Origin of the sequence: Streptomyces sp. SUK 48 (assembly GCF_009650765.1) — a bacterium.
In the GTDB taxonomy this organism is placed as follows: domain Bacteria; phylum Actinomycetota; class Actinomycetes; order Streptomycetales; family Streptomycetaceae; genus Streptomyces.
Map to the genome: position 1 here is coordinate 2,044,818 of NZ_CP045740.1, position 15,650 is coordinate 2,060,467.

The following is a 15,650-nucleotide window of genomic DNA, read 5'->3' on the forward strand; positions in this document are numbered from 1 at the left end:
ACACCTGTCCAATCTGTGGACCGACCGTGGCCACACAGCGGACTCCGGTGCTACAAATGCGGCATGTCGGACACCGTGGCTCGGTTCAGACGCCTGGTATGGCGTTCTGTGATCGGCGGGAGGCAGTGGAGCGTCGCCAAGCAGGTCTTCCTGCTCCAGGTGGCCCTCGTGGTGCTGCTGGTGCTCAGCGGCGTGCTCGCCCTCTTCCTCCAGTCCGAGCGGGACACCACGGCCGAGGCCAGGCGCCGCTCCGTCGCCGTGGCGGAGACCTTCGCGCACTCCCCCGGCGTCCTCCAGGCGTTGGACGCCCCCAAGCCCTCCACGGTGCTCCAGCCGCTCACGGAGGCCGGGCGCAAGGCGGCCGGGGTCGACTTCATCGTCGTCATGGACACGCACGGCATCCGCTACACGCACCCGATGCCGAGCAAGATCGGGCAGCGGTTCGTGGGCAACATCGGACCCTCGCTGGCCGGGCAGATCTACACGGAGAGCGTGCATGGCCCGCTGGGCCGGGAGATGCAGGCCACGGCCCCGATCGAGGACGCGCACGGCAAGGTGGTCGCCCTCGTCTCCGCCGGGCTCAAGGTCAAGAACGTCACCAGCGAGGTGGACCGGCAGATCCCGATCATCCTGACCGCCGGGGCGGGCGCGCTCGTCGTGTCCACCGGCGGCACCGCGCTGGTCGGGCGGCGGCTGCGGCGCCAGACGCACAGCCTCGCCCCCGACGAGATGACCCGGATGTACGAGCACCACGACACGGTGCTGCACTCGGTGCGCGAGGGCGTCCTCATCGTCAGTGACGACGGGCTGCTGCTGCTCGCCAACGACGAGGCCCGGCGCCTGCTGCGGCTGCCGGCCGACGCCGAGGGCAGCCACCTGTCCGAGTTGCCCGGCCTCGACCCCGAGACGGTGGAGCTGCTGGCCTCCGGGCGCGAGGCCACCGACGAGGTCCTGTTCGCCGGGGAACGGCTGCTCGCCGTCAACCAGCGGCCCACCGACCACGGCGGGCTCCCCGGCGGCACCGTGGTGACCCTGCGGGACACCACCGAGCTCCAGGCCCTCTCCGGGCGCGCCGAGGTCGCCAGGGAGCGGCTGAAGCTCCTCTACGACGCCGGGCTGTGCGTCGGCACCAGCCTGGACGTGCGGCGCACCGCGGAGGAGCTGGCGCGGATCGCCGTACCGCGCTTCGCGGACTACGTCACCGTCGACCTGGACGACGGCGTCCTGCACGGCGAGGAGCCCGGCCCCACCGCGGCGACCCTGCGCCGTATCGCCGTGCACGGCATCCGGGGCGACCATCCGCTGTACGAGCAGGACCGGCTGATCGACTTCAAGCCGTTCACCCCCCAGGCCCGGGGCTACGGCTCCGGACACTCCGAACTGGTGTCCGACCTGGCCATGGCGACGGACTGGCGGGCCCAGGACCCGCAGCGCACCGACAACATCCTCGAGTACGGCATCCAGTCCCTGATCTCGGCCCCGATCCGGGCCCGCGGGGTGGTGCTGGGCATCGCCAACTTCTACCGGGCCAAACGGGACCCCTTCGACGAGGAGGACCTCACGCTCGCGGACGAGCTGGTGGCCCGCGCCGCCGTCAGCGTGGACAACGCCCGCCGCTACGCCCGTGAGCACACCCTCGCGGTCACCCTCCAGCGCAGCCTGCTGCCGCGCGCCCTGCCCGAGCAGAGCGCGCTGGACGTCGCCTACCGGTATCTGCCGGCCCAGTCGGGGGTGAGCGGGGACTGGTTCGACGTGATCCCGCTGCCGGGCAGCCGGGTGGCGCTGGTGGTCGGCGATGTCGTCGGGCACGGGCTGCACGCGGCCGCCACGATGGGCCGGCTGCGGACCGCCGTACACAACTTCTCGACCCTCGACCTGCCCCCCGACGAGCTGCTCAGCCATCTGGACGACCTGGTCGGGCGCATCGACCAGGACGAGGGCGACGGGGAGGACTCGGGCGCGATCGTGGGCGCCACGTGCCTGTACGCGATCTACGACCCCATCTCGCGCCGGTGCGCCATGGCCCGCGCCGGGCATCTGGCGCCCGCCCTGGTGCATCCCGACGGCAGCGTCACCTACCCCGAGCTGCCCGGCGGTCCGCCGCTGGGGCTCGGGGGCATGCCGTTCCAGACGGCGGAGCTGGAGCTGGCCGAGGGGACGCAGCTGGTGCTGTACACCGACGGGCTGGTCGAGGACCGCAACCGCGATCTGGACGAGGGCCTGGAGCTGCTGCGGCGGGCGCTGGCCGGGCATCCCGACCGCTCCCCGGACGCGAGCTGCGGGGCGGTGCTGGAGGAGCTGCTGCCCGAGGGGCCCAAGGACGATGTCGCGCTGCTGGTGGCGCGCACCCGGGCGCTGACGTCGGACCAGGTGGCCGAGTGGGACGTACCGGCCGATCCGTCGGCCGTGGCGGGGCTGCGGCGGGCCGTGACCGGGCGGCTGGAGGAGTGGGGGCTGGAGGAGCAGGCGTTCGGCATGGAGCTGGTGCTCAGCGAGCTGGTGACCAACGCGATCCGGTACGGCTCCGAGCCGATCCGGCTGCGGCTGATCCGGGACCGGGCGCTGATCTGCGAGGTGGCCGACGGCAGCAACACGTCGCCGCATCTGCGGTACGCGGCGACGACGGACGAGGGCGGGCGGGGGCTGTTCCTGGTCCAGCAGATGACGGAGCGGTGGGGGACGAGGTACTCGCCGCAGGGGAAGGTGATCTGGGCGGAGATGGCGCTGCGGGGGGCTCCGCCGGTGATGCCGGAGTTGTCGCTGGACTCGTTCGATGAGATCTGAGGGGGCGGGGTGGGAGGTGGGGGTGCGTCGCCGGGTGCGGGTGCGTCGTGGCTGGTCGCGCGGTTCCCCGCGCCCCTGAAAGACAAAAGACACAAGAGAGGGCCGCACCCCCGTTGCCAGGGGTGCGGCCCTCAACCGCGGTTACTGATCGCTTAGTTGCGGATCAGGTTGCGCAGCACGTACTGCATGATGCCGCCGTTGCGGTAGTAGTCGGCCTCACCGGGGGTGTCGATGCGGACGACCGCGTCGAACTCGACGCCCGTGTCGGTGGTGACCTTGACCGTGCGCGGCGTGGTGCCGTCGTTCAGCTCGGTGACACCGGCGAAGGAGAAGGTCTCCTCGCCCGTCAGACCGAGGGACTCGGCCGTGGCGCCCTCGGGGAACTGGAGCGGCAGGACGCCCATGCCGATGAGGTTCGAGCGGTGGATGCGCTCGTACGACTCGGCGATGACGGCCTTGACGCCGAGGAGCGCGGTGCCCTTGGCGGCCCAGTCGCGGGACGAACCGGAGCCGTACTCCTTGCCCGCCAGGACGACCAGCGGGGTGCCGGCGGCCTGGTAGTTCTGCGAGGCGTCGTAGATGAAGGACACCGGGCCGTCGGCCTGGGTGAAGTCGCGGGTGTAGCCGCCCTCGGTGCCCGGCGCGATCTGGTTGCGCAAGCGGATGTTGGCGAACGTACCGCGGATCATGACCTCGTGGTTGCCGCGGCGCGAGCCGTAGCTGTTGAAGTCGCGGCGCTCCACACCGTGCTCGGTGAGGTACTTGCCGGCCGGGGTGTCGGCCTTGATGGCGCCGGCCGGGGAGATGTGGTCGGTGGTGACCGAGTCGCCCAGCTTGGCCAGCACACGGGCGCCGGTGATGTCGGCGACCGGGGCCGGCTCCATGCCCATGCCCTCGAAGTAAGGGGGCTTGCGCACGTAGGTGGACTCGGCGTCCCACTCGAAGGTGTTGCCGGTCGGGACCGGGAGCGACTGCCACTGGGCGTCGCCCGCGAACACGTCCTGGTAGGACTTGTTGAACATGTCCTCGCCGATGGCGCTGGCGACGACCTCGTTCACCTCGGCCTCGGAGGGCCAGATGTCCTTCAGGTAGACCGGGTTGCCGTCCTGGTCGGTGCCCAGGGCGTCCCGGGTGACGTCCACCTTCATGGAGCCCGCGATGGCGTACGCGACGACCAGCGGCGGGGACGCCAGGTAGTTCATCTTGACGTCGGGGTTGATGCGGCCCTCGAAGTTCCGGTTGCCGGAGAGGACCGAGACCACGGCGAGGTCGTGGTCGTTGACCGCCTTGGAGACCTCCTCCGGCAGCGGGCCGGAGTTGCCGATGCAGGTGGTGCAGCCGTAGCCGACGAGGTTGAAGCCCAGCTTGTCCAGGTACGGCGTGAGGCCGGCCTTGTCGAAGTAGTCGGTGACGACCTTCGAGCCCGGGGCGAGGGTGGACTTGACCCACGGCTTGCGGGACAGGCCCTTCTCGACCGCCTTCTTGGCGACCAGGGCGGCGCCGATCATGACGTACGGGTTGGACGTGTTGGTGCAGGAGGTGATGGCCGCGACGGTGACCGCGCCGTGGTCGATCGTGTAGGTCGAGCCGTCGGGGGCGGTGACCTGGACCGGGTTGGACGGACCGCCGTTCGGGCGGACGGCCGGGGCGTCGGAGGCCGGGAAGGACTCCTGGCCCGCCTCGTCCACGACGTCCACGTAGTTGAGGACGTCCTGCTTGAACTGCTCGGCGGCGTTCGCGAGGACGATGCGGTCCTGCGGGCGCTTCGGGCCGGCGATGGAGGGGACGACCGTGGAGAGGTCCAGCTCCAGCTTCTCGGAGAAGTCCGGCTCGGCCTTCGGGTCCAGCCACAGGCCCTGGGTCTTGGCGTACGACTCGACCAGCGCGACCTGCTGCTCCGAACGGCCGGTCAGGCGCAGGTAGTTGAGGGTCTCGTCGTCGATCGGGAAGATCGCGGCGGTGGAGCCGAACTCCGGCGACATGTTGCCGATGGTGGCGCGGTTGGCCAGCGAGGTGGCGGCGACGCCCTCGCCGTAGAACTCCACGAACTTGCCGACGACGCCGTGCTTGCGCAGCATCTCGGTGATCGTGAGCACCAGGTCGGTGGCGGTGGTGCCGGGCTGGAGCTCACCGGTGAGCTTGAAGCCGACGACGCGCGGGATCAGCATGGAGACCGGCTGGCCGAGCATCGCGGCCTCGGCCTCGATGCCGCCGACGCCCCAGCCGAGGACGCCGAGGCCGTTGACCATGGTGGTGTGCGAGTCGGTGCCGACCAGGGTGTCGGGGTACGCCTTGCCGTCGCGGACCATGACGACACGGGCCAGGTGCTCGATGTTCACCTGGTGCACGATGCCGGTGCCCGGCGGGACGACCTTGAAGTCGTCGAACGCGGTCTGGCCCCAGCGCAGGAACTGGTAGCGCTCGCGGTTGCGGCCGTACTCCAGGTCGACGTTCTGCTTGAACGCGTCGCTGGTGCCGAACTTGTCGGCGATGACGGAGTGGTCGATGACCATCTCGGCCGGGGAGAGCGGGTTGATCTTCGCCGGGTCGCCGCCGAGGGCCGCAACGGCCTCGCGCATGGTGGCGAGGTCCACGACGCAGGGCACGCCGGTGAAGTCCTGCATGATCACGCGGGCCGGCGTGAACTGGATCTCCTGGCTGGGCTGGGCCTGCGAGTCCCAGCCGCCGAGGGCACGGATGTGGTCGGCGGTGATGTTCGCGCCGTCCTCCGTGCGGAGCAGGTTCTCCAGCAGGACCTTGAGGCTGTACGGCAGGCGGGCCGAGCCCTCCACCTTGTCCAGCCGGAAGATCTCGTACGACTCGTCGCCCACCTGCAGCGTGCTGCGGGCGTCGAAGCTGTTCGCCGACACGACAGTCTCCTTCATTGATGTGCGCCTACCACCGTCAATCCTGCCGCCACGCCGGTTTGGCCGGTCCGGTAAGGTCAGGCTAAGTTAGGCTTGCCTTACCGGGGTGGCGGCTGCGGTGCGCCTCGGCAGATATCTCGATGTCGAGATAACTCTAGTACATGGGTGCCGGATGGTCATGCCGGGGCCGCCTTGCGCGCGCGTGGACCCTGATCCTGACCGGGGTCCCGGTCGGGGTTCGGGCCGGGGTTCCGCTCGGGTTTGGTTCGGGGTTCCGTTCGGGTTTCGGTTCGAGGTCCGTTCGGGTTTCGGTCCGGGGGGTCGGGCGGTTGTTACTCTGTCTGGTCATGCGAGCCCTCTTTCCAGGATCGTTCGACCCGGTGACGCCGGGGCACCAGGACGTGCTGCGGCGCGCCTCGCTGCTGTTCGACGAGGTCGTCGTCTGCGTGATGTTCAACGCGAGCAAGACCGGCCGTTTTCCGGTCGCGGAACGGCTGGAAAAGCTCCGCGCGGCGGCGGAAGGGCTGACCAATGTCACGGTCGACTCGCACACCGGCGGGCTGCTGGTCGACTACTGCCGCGAGGCCGCAATCGACATCGTGGTCCGCGGGGTCCGGGACGCCAAGGACCTGGACTACGAGATGCCGATGGCCCGGATGAACCATGAACTGGCCGGAGTGGAGACGTTCTTCATCCCCGCCGATCCCGCGCTGGCGCACGTGTCCTCCAGCCTCGTCACCGCGATGGGCCAGTACGCGGGGGGCAGCGTATAGGCGGGCGCGTACCGGTGGCCGGAACTGTGGCTTCCACCATGGTCCGGGGGGCGCGGCGCTGATGGGATGCGCGGATGCGCACTGCCACCTCACTTCTTCCGGCCGTCGTGCCCGCCGTCGCCGCGCTGCTGCTGCTCACGGCGTGCGGGTCCGAGCACGCGGGGGTCTCCGGCATGGCCGGCCCGGGTGCCGGGTCCGGGGCCGCGGTTCCCGTGTCCGATCCGCCCGTGGACGGTGTCCGGATCACCTCGGTGACGATCCCCACCGGCACGCCGAGCCCTTCCCCCTCCGACCACCTGGTGCACGCCGACCCGCTCCCGGCCGCCGACTCCGGGATCTCGGCCGCCTACGAGGTCACCAACAGCGGCACCCAGGAGCTGACGTACACGGTCCTGTTCGACTTCACCACGGACAGCGGCGCGGTCATGGGCAACCATGCCGAGACCGTGCGCTCGGTCGCCCCCGGCGCGACGAGGCGCGGCACGGTACGGCTGGGGGCGCCGGCCCCCGGGTCGTCGCGGGTCAGCCGGATCAAGGTGGCCCAGGTGACCCGGGTGCCCGCCGCCGAGGCCCCGCCCGCGCCCGGCGTGTGCCCGCCCTCCGGCATCCGTCTCGGCAATGACGCGGGCGACGCCGCGATGGGGCTGCGCGTGGTGGGCCTGCGCCTGGAGAACTGCGGCAAGCGGGACTACACGCTCGACGGCTATCCGCGACTGGAACTGCTGGACGACGACCTGGCCCCCGTCCACGGCGTGCGGATCTTCCACGGGAGCGGCGGCATCAGCACCGGCACCGGATTCGACGACCCGGCCCGCCCGCTGGTCCTGAAGCCCGGCGAGAGCGCGGTCTCCGGCCTCATGTGGCGCAACACCACGGAGTTCGGTACGGCGGTCGACGTCCCGTACGTCAGGGTGCGGGCCAAGGAGGGTGCCGCGCCGGTGACGGTCACGCCCCATCTCGACCTCGGTACGACGGGCAAGCTGGCCGTCCGGGCCTGGACGCGCGAGGCGTCGTAGGACCGAGGCGTCGTAGGACCGAGGCGTCGTAGGACCGAGGTGCCGTACGACCCGAGGTCGGCCGGGCGTCAGCAGCCGCAGGTGCCCGCGACCGGGGCGGCGAGGGGGTCGGGGTCGCGGCGCTCCGGGCCCTGCCAGGTCCGGTGGGCGAAGCCCTCGCGCACCCAGTACTCGAATCCGCCGAGCATCTCCCTGACCTGGTAGCCGAGTTCGGCGAGGGCGAGGGCGGCACGGGTGGCACCGTTGCAGCCGGGGCCCCAGCAGTAGGTGACGACGGGCACGGATCTGTCGAGCAGACCGGGGGCCCGCTCGGGGATGAGCGCGGTGGGGAGGTGGACGGCGCCGGGGATGTGCCCCTGGTCCCAGGAGTGGGTGGAGCGGGAGTCGAGGAGCACGAATCCGGGGCCGCCGGGGGCGGCGAGGGCGGCGGCCACGTCGGCGACGTCGGTGTGGAAACGGAGGGAGGCGCGGAAGTGGGCGGCGGCTTCGGCGGGGGCGGTGAGGGGGGCGGTTTCGCTGAGGGTGGCGGGGGCGGTCGGGGTCATGGGGGCCATTCCTTGCCTGAGGGGGTCGGCTCGGCCGGCGAGGTCCGGCCTCGCGGCTTCGGGCTCGAATCTACGGAGCGGAAGCGGCCCGCTGAAGGTTCGATCCACGGCGATGTCACCCGATCGGCCGGGGAATCCGTGCTATTTCTCGACCATGACCGCGATATCCCTGGACGCCATCGACTGGCGCATTCTCGACGTCCTCCAGCGGGACGGCCGGACCAGCTTCGCCGACCTCGCGCGGGCCGTCTCCATGTCGGCCAGCGCGGTCACGGAACGCGTGCGCAGGCTGGAGGAGGGCGGGGTCATCAGCGGCTACGCGGCGGTCGTGGACCCGGAGCGGGTCGGACTGACGGTCATGGCGTTCGTACGACTGCGGTACCCGAACGGCAACTACAAGCCGTTCCACGACCTGGTCACGGCGATGCCGGAGATCCTGGAGGCGCATCACGTGACGGGCGACGACTGCTTCGTCATCAAGGTGGCGGCCCGCTCGATGCGCCATCTGGAGGAGATTTCGGGACGGATCGGCGGTTTGGGGTCGGTGACGACCAGCGTCGTCTACTCGTCCCCGCTCCCCCATCGCGCCCTGTCTGCCTCGCCTCATCACCCCATCGACGGCTAAATCCGTCATGAGCGTCATTACGGAATGAATCACCCGCGGTCGGCACACCCGCCGGAAACCCGCAGGTCATTGACGCGCCATCACTCGAATGGCCCCCCTGACGGGCGCCATCTCATATCTGAGATAACCTCAACCTCATGGCAGACGACTACCTCGTACGCATCGGCAAGCTCATCCGTGACGCCCGGCAACACCGGGGCTGGACGCAGACGCAGCTCGCGGAGGCGCTCGGCACCAGCCAGAGTGCGGTCAACCGCATCGAGCGCGGCAACCAGAACATCAGCCTTGAGATGATCGCCCGCATCGGTGAGGCTCTGGACAGCGAGATCGTGTCGCTGGGCTACGCGGGCCCGATGCATCTGCGGGTCGTCGGCGGCCGGCGGCTGTCCGGCGCCATCGACGTCAAGACGAGCAAGAACGCCTGTGTGGCCCTCCTCTGCGGCTCCCTGCTGAACAAGGGACGCACGGTGCTGCGCCGGGTCGCGCGCATCGAGGAGGTGTACCGCCTGCTGGAGGTGCTCAACTCCATCGGCGTGCGCACCCGCTGGATCAACGACGGGGTCGATCTGGAGCTGGTCCCGCCGGCCGAGCTGGAGATGACGGCGATCGACGCCGAGGCGGCCGTCCGCACCCGCTCCATCATCATGTTCCTCGGTCCGCTGCTGCACCGCATGGACCAGTTCAAGCTGCCGTACGCCGGCGGCTGCGACCTCGGCACCCGGACCATCGAGCCGCACATGATCGCGCTGCGCCGGTTCGGGCTCCAGATCGCGGCGACCGAGAACCAGTACCACGCGCAGGTGGACCGCACGGTCAGCCCCGACCGCCCGATCGTGCTGACCGAGCGCGGCGACACCGTGACCGAGAACGCGCTGCTGGCCGCGGCGCGGCACGACGGCGTGACCGTCATCCGCAACGCCTCCTCCAACTACATGGTCCAGGACCTGTGCTTCTTCCTGGAGGCGCTGGGCGTGAAGGTGGAGGGCATCGGCACCACCACGCTGACCGTGCACGGCGTGCCCAACATCGACGTCGACGTGGACTACTCGCCCTCCGAGGACCCGGTCGAGGCGATGAGCCTGGTGGCCGCGGCGGTGGTCACCGAGTCCGAACTCACCGTGCGCCGGGTGCCGATCGAGTTCCTGGAGATCGAGCTGGCGGTCCTGGAGGAGATGGGCCTGGACCACGACCGTTCGCCGGAGTACTTCGCGGACAACGGCCGTACCCGGCTGGTCGACCTCACGGTCCGCCCCTCCAAGCTGGAAGCGCCGATCGACAAGATCCACCCGATGCCCTTCCCGGGCCTGAACATCGACAACGTGCCGTTCTTCGCCGCGATCGCGGCGGTCGCCTCGGGCCAGACCCTGATCCACGACTGGGTCTACGACAACCGCGCGATCTACCTCACCGACCTCAACCGCCTCGGCGGCCGCCTCCAGCTCCTCGACCCGCACCGCGTCCTCGTCGAGGGCCCCACCCGCTGGCGCGCCGCCGAGATGATGTGCCCCCCGGCGCTGCGTCCCGCGGTGGTCGTCCTGCTGGCGATGATGGCGGCGGAGGGGACGTCGGTCCTGCGCAACGTGTACGTCATCAACCGCGGTTACGAGGACCTCGCGGAGCGCCTGAACTCGATCGGGGCACAGATCGAGATCTTCCGGGACATCTGACGCGCGAATGCCGCCGCACCCCGTCCGACCTGTGCTCAGCGGGTCGGGGAGGGGTGCGGCGGCATTTCCGGGAATTCTCCGGGTAGTTGGGCCGACCTGGGAATTTCGTCCGCGGCCCCACGGTTGCCCACACTGCGTCGGCGCTCCGCCCCGACGGACACCGGCACGGCACAGCCCGAAGGAACGAAGATGGCTACGACGTATCTCCTCCAGGTCGATTTCCCGCACAACGGCCCCTTCGGGGAGCAGATGGCGACCGAGTACCGGCAGCTGGCCGAGAGCATCAACGACGAGCCGGGGTTGATCTGGAAGATCTGGACCGAGAACAGCGAGGCCGGCGAAGCGGGCGGCATCTACCTCTTCGGCTCCGAGGCAGACGCACAGCGGTACCTGGCCAAGCACACCGAACGGCTGCGGTCCTGGGGCATCACCGACGTCCGTGGCCGGATCTTCGCCGTGAACGGCCCGCTGTCGGCGGTCAACAGGGGTCCGCTCACCGTCCCCACGCCCCTCGACAGCTGAGCTTCCGGGGCTAGGCCCGGGCGAAGGCCCTGCCCGCGACGATGTTCGCGATCACCACGTAGACGATCGCGGGGATGCCGTAGTCGAGGAGCACCTGGAGGGTGTGCCCGGAGACGGTGAAGAGGCCGATGGACCAGCCGGCGAGCCAGTCGGCGGCGGAGTGGAACCAGCCGACGACGGTGTTGCCGCGGTTGGCGTGGAAGAGGTCCATGAGGATCCAGACGACCAGGATGCCCGCGAGCACGTGAGCCACGGTTCTTATGACGGAGTCGATGCCTCTCATGGACTCCGTTTTGCCCGCGGCGGCCCGGACAAACGGGCCGGGCGGTCGCGCGTTCCGGAAACGGCAACAAAAATTGCCCGGGCGGGGCCTCCGCCGCACCCTTGCGGCGGAGGTGATCGCCATGACCGGCGCATTCAACGACAGGACCGACCGGACTTCGTACGACGTCATCGTGATAGGCGGCGGGGCGGGTGGGCTGAACGCCGCGCTGGTGCTCGCGCGGGCCCGTCGCTCCGTCGCCGTCATCGATTCCGGGGAGCCCCGCAACGCACCCTCGGCCCATATGCACAGCTTCCTCTCCCGTGACGGGGTCCCCCCGCTCAGCGTGCTGGAGACCGGTCGCGCCGAGATCGCGCGCTACGGAGCGGTCCTGGTGCGGGGTCAGGTGGACCAGGTGGAGGCCGGTGAGCCGGGCGGGTACGTGGTCCGGCTGGCCGGCGGGGCGACGCTGGACGCCCGGCATGTCGTGCTCGCCTCGGGCCTGCGCGACGAGCTGCCGGACATCCCGGGGCTGCGCGCGCTGTGGGGCGAGGGCGTGATCTTCTGCCCGTACTGCCACGGCTACGAGGTCCGTGACCAGCCGCTGGTGGTGCTGGGCGTGCACCCGGCGTCCGCCGGGCAGGCGCTGCTGCTGCGCCAGTGGTCGCACGACGTCGTGTACGTCCCGCACACCCAGCCGCTCACCGAGGAGGAGCGAGAGCGGATGGACGCGCGCGGCGTCAGGGTGGCCGAAGGACCGGTGTCCGGTGTGCTCACCCGGGAGGGCAGGCTGCACGCGGTGGAACTCGCCGACGGGCGGAGCCTGGAGTGCGCCGCGGTGTTCGTCTTCCCGAGGATGACCCCGAACGACGCGGCTTTCGAGGGCCTCGGCTGCGCGCGGGACGAGGGCGGCTGGCTCGTCACCGACCGGGCCGGGCGCACCAGCCGGCCGGGCCTGTGGGCGGTCGGCAATGTGGTGGACAGCCGCGCCCAGGCCGTGACCGCGGCCGGTATGGGGGCCGCCGCCGCCTTCGCGCTCAATCACGACCTGGTGGACGAGGAGATCGAGCAGGCCGTCACCGCGCATCGCGCGTCGGCCGTGACCGCGGCACGCTGACCGTCGGGCGCCCGGCATCCCTCCAGCGCCGGAGGAACATCCGTGTTCCTCCGGCGCCGGCCCGTCGGCGCGCGGGCAGCGGCGGTGCGCTCAAGCGCCCGAACCGTGGTTCGGGCGGGCCCGCACATGCATCCGCTCGCCCTGGCGGCCGAAGAGGCTCAGCACCTCCACGGGGCCTTCCCCGGTGCTGCCGAACCAGTGCGGCAGCCGGGTCTCGAACTCGGCCACCTCGCCGGGGCCCAGGACCAGATCGTGGTCGGCGAGGACGAGCCGCAGCCGGCCCGAGAGCACGTACAGCCACTCGTATCCCTCGTGGGTGCACAGTTCGGGTGTGCTGCGGCCGGCCGGCAGGACCATCTTGTAGCTCTGGATCGAGCCGGGCTGGCGGGTCAGCGGCAGCACGGTGTTGCCGTTCACCCGGTGCGGTTTGAGCCGGACCCGCGGATCGCCCACCTCCGGGGCTCCGACCAGTTCGTCGAGCGGGACCTGGTGCGCCTGGGCGATGGGCAGCAGTATTTCCAGGCTGGGGCGGCGCTGGCCCGCCTCCAGCCGTGACAGCGTGCTCTTGGAGATGCCGGTGGCCTCCGCCAGCGCGGCGAGCGTGACACCCCGCAGGGTGCGCAGCCGCTTGAGCCGGGGGCCGACCTCGGACAGGGCCTGGGCGATGGTCGGGGACTGGTCCACGCTTCTCATTACAACCGATCGTGTCCCCGAACTCGCAACGCACGGTGCTGTTTTCGGACGCCGATCACGCGTCCGGGTCAGTGCCGCGCGGTCCGGCTCACAGGCCGAGGGAGCGGCCGATCAGCTCCTTCATCACCTCGGTCGTACCGCCGTAGATCGTCTGCACCCGGGCGTTGGCCCACTCCCGGGAGATCGCGCTCTCCTTCAGATAGCCGAAGCCCCCGTGCAGTTGCAGGCAGCGGTTGGCCATGTCCATCTGGAGCTCGGTCGTCCACCACTTCGCCTTCGCGGCGTCCGTCACCGACAGCCGTCCGGCGTTGAGTTCGGTGACGCAGTGGTCCAGGAAGACCTGGGCCACGGTGAGTTCGGTGTCCATCGTGGCGAGCTGGAACCGGTTGTGCTGGAAGGTTCCGATGGTCTGCCCGAACGCCTGCCGGGTGCGCGCGTACTCCAGGGTGTCGGCGAGCATCCGCTCGGCCGCGCCCACGGCGACGGTCGCGATGCTCAGCCGCTCCCGGGGCAGTCCGGCCATCAGGTAGGCGAGCCCGGCGTTCTCCTTGCCGATCAGGTTCTCGGCCGGTATCCGGCAGTCGTCGAAGAACAGCTCGCAGGTGTCGCTGGCATGCCACCCCAGCTTCTCCATGCGCCGGCCCCGGGTGAAGCCGGGGGCGCCGCGCTCCACGACCAGCAGGCTGATCCCCTGCGCGCCGCGCTCGGGCGCGGTCTTGGCGGCGACCAGGACGACATCGGAGTTCTCGCCGTTGGTGACGAAGGTCTTCTGGCCGTTCAGGACATAGCCGTCGCCGTCGCGTACGGCGGTGGTGCGGATGTCGGCGACATCGGACCCGGCGTCGGGTTCGCTCATCGCGATCGCGGCGATCAGTTCGCCCGAGCAGAGGCCGGGCAGCCAGCGGGCGCGCTGCTCCTCGGTGGTGCGCTCGGACAGGTATCCGGCGATGACGTCGTTGTGCGCGACGAAGCCCGGTGCCGTGGCGCGGGCCCACATGATCTCCTGGGCGAAGACGGCCGGGTAGCGGAAGTCGCGCTCGCCGCCCCCGCCGTACTCGGGCGCCACCCCGATGCCGAGCAGGCCGGCCTTCCCGGCCTTGCGCCACACCTCCCGGTCGACGATGCCGTCCCGCTCCCAGCGGGCGTGGTACGGCACGACCTCCCGGGTCAGGAACTCCCGGCACGCGTCCCGGAACTGCTCGTGCGCCGTCTCGTACCGCCTGCGTGCCATGCGGTCACCTCTCCCCCGCGCCGGTGTGCTCGGCGACGGTCGTCAGCGTTTCCTTCGGGTGCTGTACGGCCGCGAAGTGGCCGCCGTCGATCTCCTCCCGGCGGACCGGGGCCGTGCTGTGCGCGGACCACGCCCAGACCTGCTCCGGCGGGGCGTACGCGTCCTCGCGGGCGGCGATCAGGGTGAGCGGGAAGTCCACCCGCAGCCCGGCCGCCTCCCGCGCGAACTCGGCCCGTACGGCGTCGTCCTCGCGCAGCATCCGCAGCAGGATGCGGCTCATCGTGGGGTCGGCGAGCACCGCGGCCGGGGTGCCTTTGCCGGCGGCGGTACGGGCGAGCAGTTCCGCGTCGGACACGTCGGCGAGGAGTTCCCCGGGCCGCTGGAGCGCGGGCGGCACCGCCCCGGACAGTACGGCGCGTTCGGGTGCCGTACCCACCTGGCGGGCCACGGCGGCGGCGACCGCGAGACCGGTCGTGGCGCCGAAGCTGTGTCCGAAGACCGCCCAGCGCACGCCGGGGGTGCGGGCCCGCTCGACCAGCAGGTCGGCGACCACCTGTTCGGCCATGGCCCGGACCAGGGCGTGGAAGCCCTCGGCGCGGCGCTCGCGACGGCGGGTCCCGCGCCCCGGGGGGTCCACGCCCCGGACCGACAGCCGGGTACCCGCGGGCGGCTGCCAGCTCCGGTAGACGAGCGAGGTCGCCCCGGCGTGCGGAAAGCAGTAGAGGAGCACCGGGGGGCCGGGCCGGGCGGGAGCCGGGGGGCCAGAGCGGGCGGGGGCCGGGGGGCCGGGCCGGGCGGGAGCCGGGGGGCCAGAGCGGGCGGGTGTCGAGGGGCCGGAGCGGGCAGATGCCGGGGGGCCAGAGCGGGCGGGTGTCGAGGGGCCGGGCCGGGCGGATGCCGGGGGGCCGGAGCGGGCGGGTGTCGAGGGGCCAGAGCGGGCAGATGCCGGGGGGCCAGAGCGGGCAGATGCCGGGGGGCCAGAGCGGGCAGATGCCGGGGGGCCAGAGCGGGCAGATGCCAGAGAGCCGGAGCTGACAGGAGCCGGAGAGCAGGGTCGGGCCGATGCCGGAGAGCCGGACCGGGCTAATGCCGGGGGTTGGGATGGGCGGGTGCCGGGGGGCCGGGCAGGGCGGATGCCGGGGAACCGGAGCGGACGGGTGCCGGGGGGCCGGGCAAGGCGGACGCCGGGGAACCGGATTGGGCCGATGCCAGGGAGTTGGGCTGGGCCGATGCCGGGGGGTCGGGATGGGCGGGGGCCGGGGAGCCAGGCCGGGCCGATGCCGGGGAACCGGAGCGGACGGGTGCCGGGGGGTCGGATCGGGCGGGGGCCGGGGGGCCCGGCTGGGTGGACGCCGGAGAGCCGGATCTGACGGGTGCCGGGGAACCGGGCAGGTCGGATGCCGGAGAGCCGGACCGGACCGATGCCGGGAGGCCGGATCGGTCGGATGCCGGAGAGCCGGACCGGGCCGATGCCGGGAGGGCGGGATGGGCGGGGGCCGGGGAGCCGGAGCGGACGGGTGCCGGGAAGCCGGACCGGGCCGATGCCGG

The 15,650-nt window shown here is 71.4% G+C and carries 13 protein-coding genes; 7 read left to right on the forward strand and 6 right to left on the reverse strand.

What is annotated here, in order from left to right; translation table 11 throughout:
- The first annotated feature begins 63 nt into the window (after positions 1-63).
- On the forward strand, positions 64-2,784 hold the full coding sequence (locus tag GHR20_RS08650) for a SpoIIE family protein phosphatase (RefSeq protein ID WP_153812846.1): 2,721 nt from the start codon (positions 64-66) through the stop codon (positions 2,782-2,784).
- A gap of 152 nt (positions 2,785-2,936) precedes the next feature.
- Here GHR20_RS08650 and acnA read toward each other — a convergent pair whose 3' ends face one another.
- Positions 2,937-5,654 carry an aconitate hydratase AcnA gene (gene acnA / locus GHR20_RS08655; RefSeq protein WP_111581000.1) on the reverse strand — a complete coding sequence of 906 codons (2,718 nt, stop codon included), beginning with the start codon at positions 5,652-5,654 and terminating at the stop codon, positions 2,937-2,939.
- 344 nt (positions 5,655-5,998) lie between these two features.
- On the opposite strand from acnA, the gene coaD reads away from it, so the two are divergent.
- Both coaD and GHR20_RS08665 read left to right on the forward strand, forming a co-directional pair.
- Entirely contained in the window at positions 5,999-6,424 is a 426-nt protein-coding gene (gene coaD / locus GHR20_RS08660; RefSeq protein WP_153812847.1) for a pantetheine-phosphate adenylyltransferase, read from the forward strand.
- 74 nt (positions 6,425-6,498) lie between these two features.
- Positions 6,499-7,440 (forward strand): DUF4232 domain-containing protein, encoded by a 942-nt coding sequence (locus GHR20_RS08665; RefSeq protein WP_153812848.1) that lies wholly within the window; start codon positions 6,499-6,501, stop codon positions 7,438-7,440.
- Positions 7,441-7,508: 68 nt separating this feature from the next.
- On the opposite strand, the gene GHR20_RS08670 is transcribed toward GHR20_RS08665, so the two are convergent.
- On the reverse strand, positions 7,509-7,985 hold the full coding sequence (locus GHR20_RS08670) for a rhodanese-like domain-containing protein (RefSeq protein ID WP_153812849.1): 477 nt from the start codon (positions 7,983-7,985) through the stop codon (positions 7,509-7,511).
- A 154-nt stretch (positions 7,986-8,139) separates the two neighbouring features.
- Here GHR20_RS08670 and GHR20_RS08675 point away from each other — a divergent pair, with 154 nt between their 5' ends.
- The 3 genes from GHR20_RS08675 (at position 8,140) to GHR20_RS08685 (ending at position 10,799) form a co-directional block, all read left to right on the forward strand.
- The gene (locus tag GHR20_RS08675; RefSeq protein ID WP_153812850.1) at positions 8,140-8,610 is read left to right on the forward strand and encodes an Lrp/AsnC family transcriptional regulator; all 471 of its coding nucleotides are present in this window, start codon (positions 8,140-8,142) and stop codon (positions 8,608-8,610) included.
- A gap of 137 nt (positions 8,611-8,747) precedes the next feature.
- A complete protein-coding gene (locus GHR20_RS08680; protein ID WP_111580995.1) occupies positions 8,748-10,277 on the forward strand; it encodes a UDP-N-acetylglucosamine 1-carboxyvinyltransferase in 1,530 nt (509 codons plus the stop codon).
- A gap of 189 nt (positions 10,278-10,466) precedes the next feature.
- Positions 10,467-10,799, forward strand: coding sequence for a monooxygenase (locus GHR20_RS08685; RefSeq protein WP_153812851.1), 333 nt, complete (start codon positions 10,467-10,469; stop codon positions 10,797-10,799).
- A gap of 10 nt (positions 10,800-10,809) precedes the next feature.
- On the opposite strand, the gene GHR20_RS08690 is transcribed toward GHR20_RS08685, so the two are convergent.
- Positions 10,810-11,052, reverse strand: a complete 243-nt coding sequence (locus tag GHR20_RS08690; RefSeq protein WP_309251923.1) for a hypothetical protein — start codon at positions 11,050-11,052, stop codon at positions 10,810-10,812.
- Between the two features lie 151 nt (positions 11,053-11,203).
- Between GHR20_RS08690 and GHR20_RS08695 the strand changes: the two genes are divergently transcribed.
- Complete coding sequence (locus GHR20_RS08695; RefSeq protein WP_153812852.1) at positions 11,204-12,178, forward strand: NAD(P)/FAD-dependent oxidoreductase; 975 nt, start codon at positions 11,204-11,206, stop codon at positions 12,176-12,178.
- A gap of 90 nt (positions 12,179-12,268) precedes the next feature.
- Here the strand turns inward: GHR20_RS08695 and GHR20_RS08700 are convergent, their stop codons facing one another.
- From GHR20_RS08700 to GHR20_RS08710, 3 genes are all read right to left on the reverse strand, one after another.
- On the reverse strand, positions 12,269-12,862 hold the full coding sequence (locus tag GHR20_RS08700) for an XRE family transcriptional regulator (RefSeq protein WP_194858844.1): 594 nt from the start codon (positions 12,860-12,862) through the stop codon (positions 12,269-12,271).
- Between the two features lie 97 nt (positions 12,863-12,959).
- The gene (locus GHR20_RS08705) at positions 12,960-14,102 is read right to left on the reverse strand and encodes an acyl-CoA dehydrogenase family protein (protein ID WP_153812854.1); all 1,143 of its coding nucleotides are present in this window, start codon (positions 14,100-14,102) and stop codon (positions 12,960-12,962) included.
- Between the two features lie 4 nt (positions 14,103-14,106).
- Positions 14,107-14,832, reverse strand: a complete 726-nt coding sequence (locus tag GHR20_RS08710; protein ID WP_153812855.1) for an alpha/beta fold hydrolase — start codon at positions 14,830-14,832, stop codon at positions 14,107-14,109.
- Positions 14,833-15,650 lie beyond the last annotated feature (818 nt).

Bases quoted from the DNA above. Each gene is read 5' to 3' on its own strand.
- GHR20_RS08650 (WP_153812846.1), top strand. From the start codon at position 64: ATGTCGGACACCGTGGCTCGGTTCAGACGCCTGGTATGGCGTTCTGTG.
- coaD (WP_153812847.1), top strand. From the start codon at position 5,999: ATGCGAGCCCTCTTTCCAGGATCGTTCGACCCGGTGACGCCGGGGCAC.
- GHR20_RS08665 (WP_153812848.1), top strand. From the start codon at position 6,499: ATGCGCACTGCCACCTCACTTCTTCCGGCCGTCGTGCCCGCCGTCGCC.
- GHR20_RS08670 (WP_153812849.1), bottom strand. From the start codon at position 7,985: ATGACCCCGACCGCCCCCGCCACCCTCAGCGAAACCGCCCCCCTCACC.
- GHR20_RS08675 (WP_153812850.1), top strand. From the start codon at position 8,140: ATGACCGCGATATCCCTGGACGCCATCGACTGGCGCATTCTCGACGTC.
- GHR20_RS08680 (WP_111580995.1), top strand. From the start codon at position 8,748: ATGGCAGACGACTACCTCGTACGCATCGGCAAGCTCATCCGTGACGCC.
- GHR20_RS08685 (WP_153812851.1), top strand. From the start codon at position 10,467: ATGGCTACGACGTATCTCCTCCAGGTCGATTTCCCGCACAACGGCCCC.
- GHR20_RS08695 (WP_153812852.1), top strand. From the start codon at position 11,204: ATGACCGGCGCATTCAACGACAGGACCGACCGGACTTCGTACGACGTC.
- GHR20_RS08705 (WP_153812854.1), bottom strand. From the start codon at position 14,102: ATGGCACGCAGGCGGTACGAGACGGCGCACGAGCAGTTCCGGGACGCG.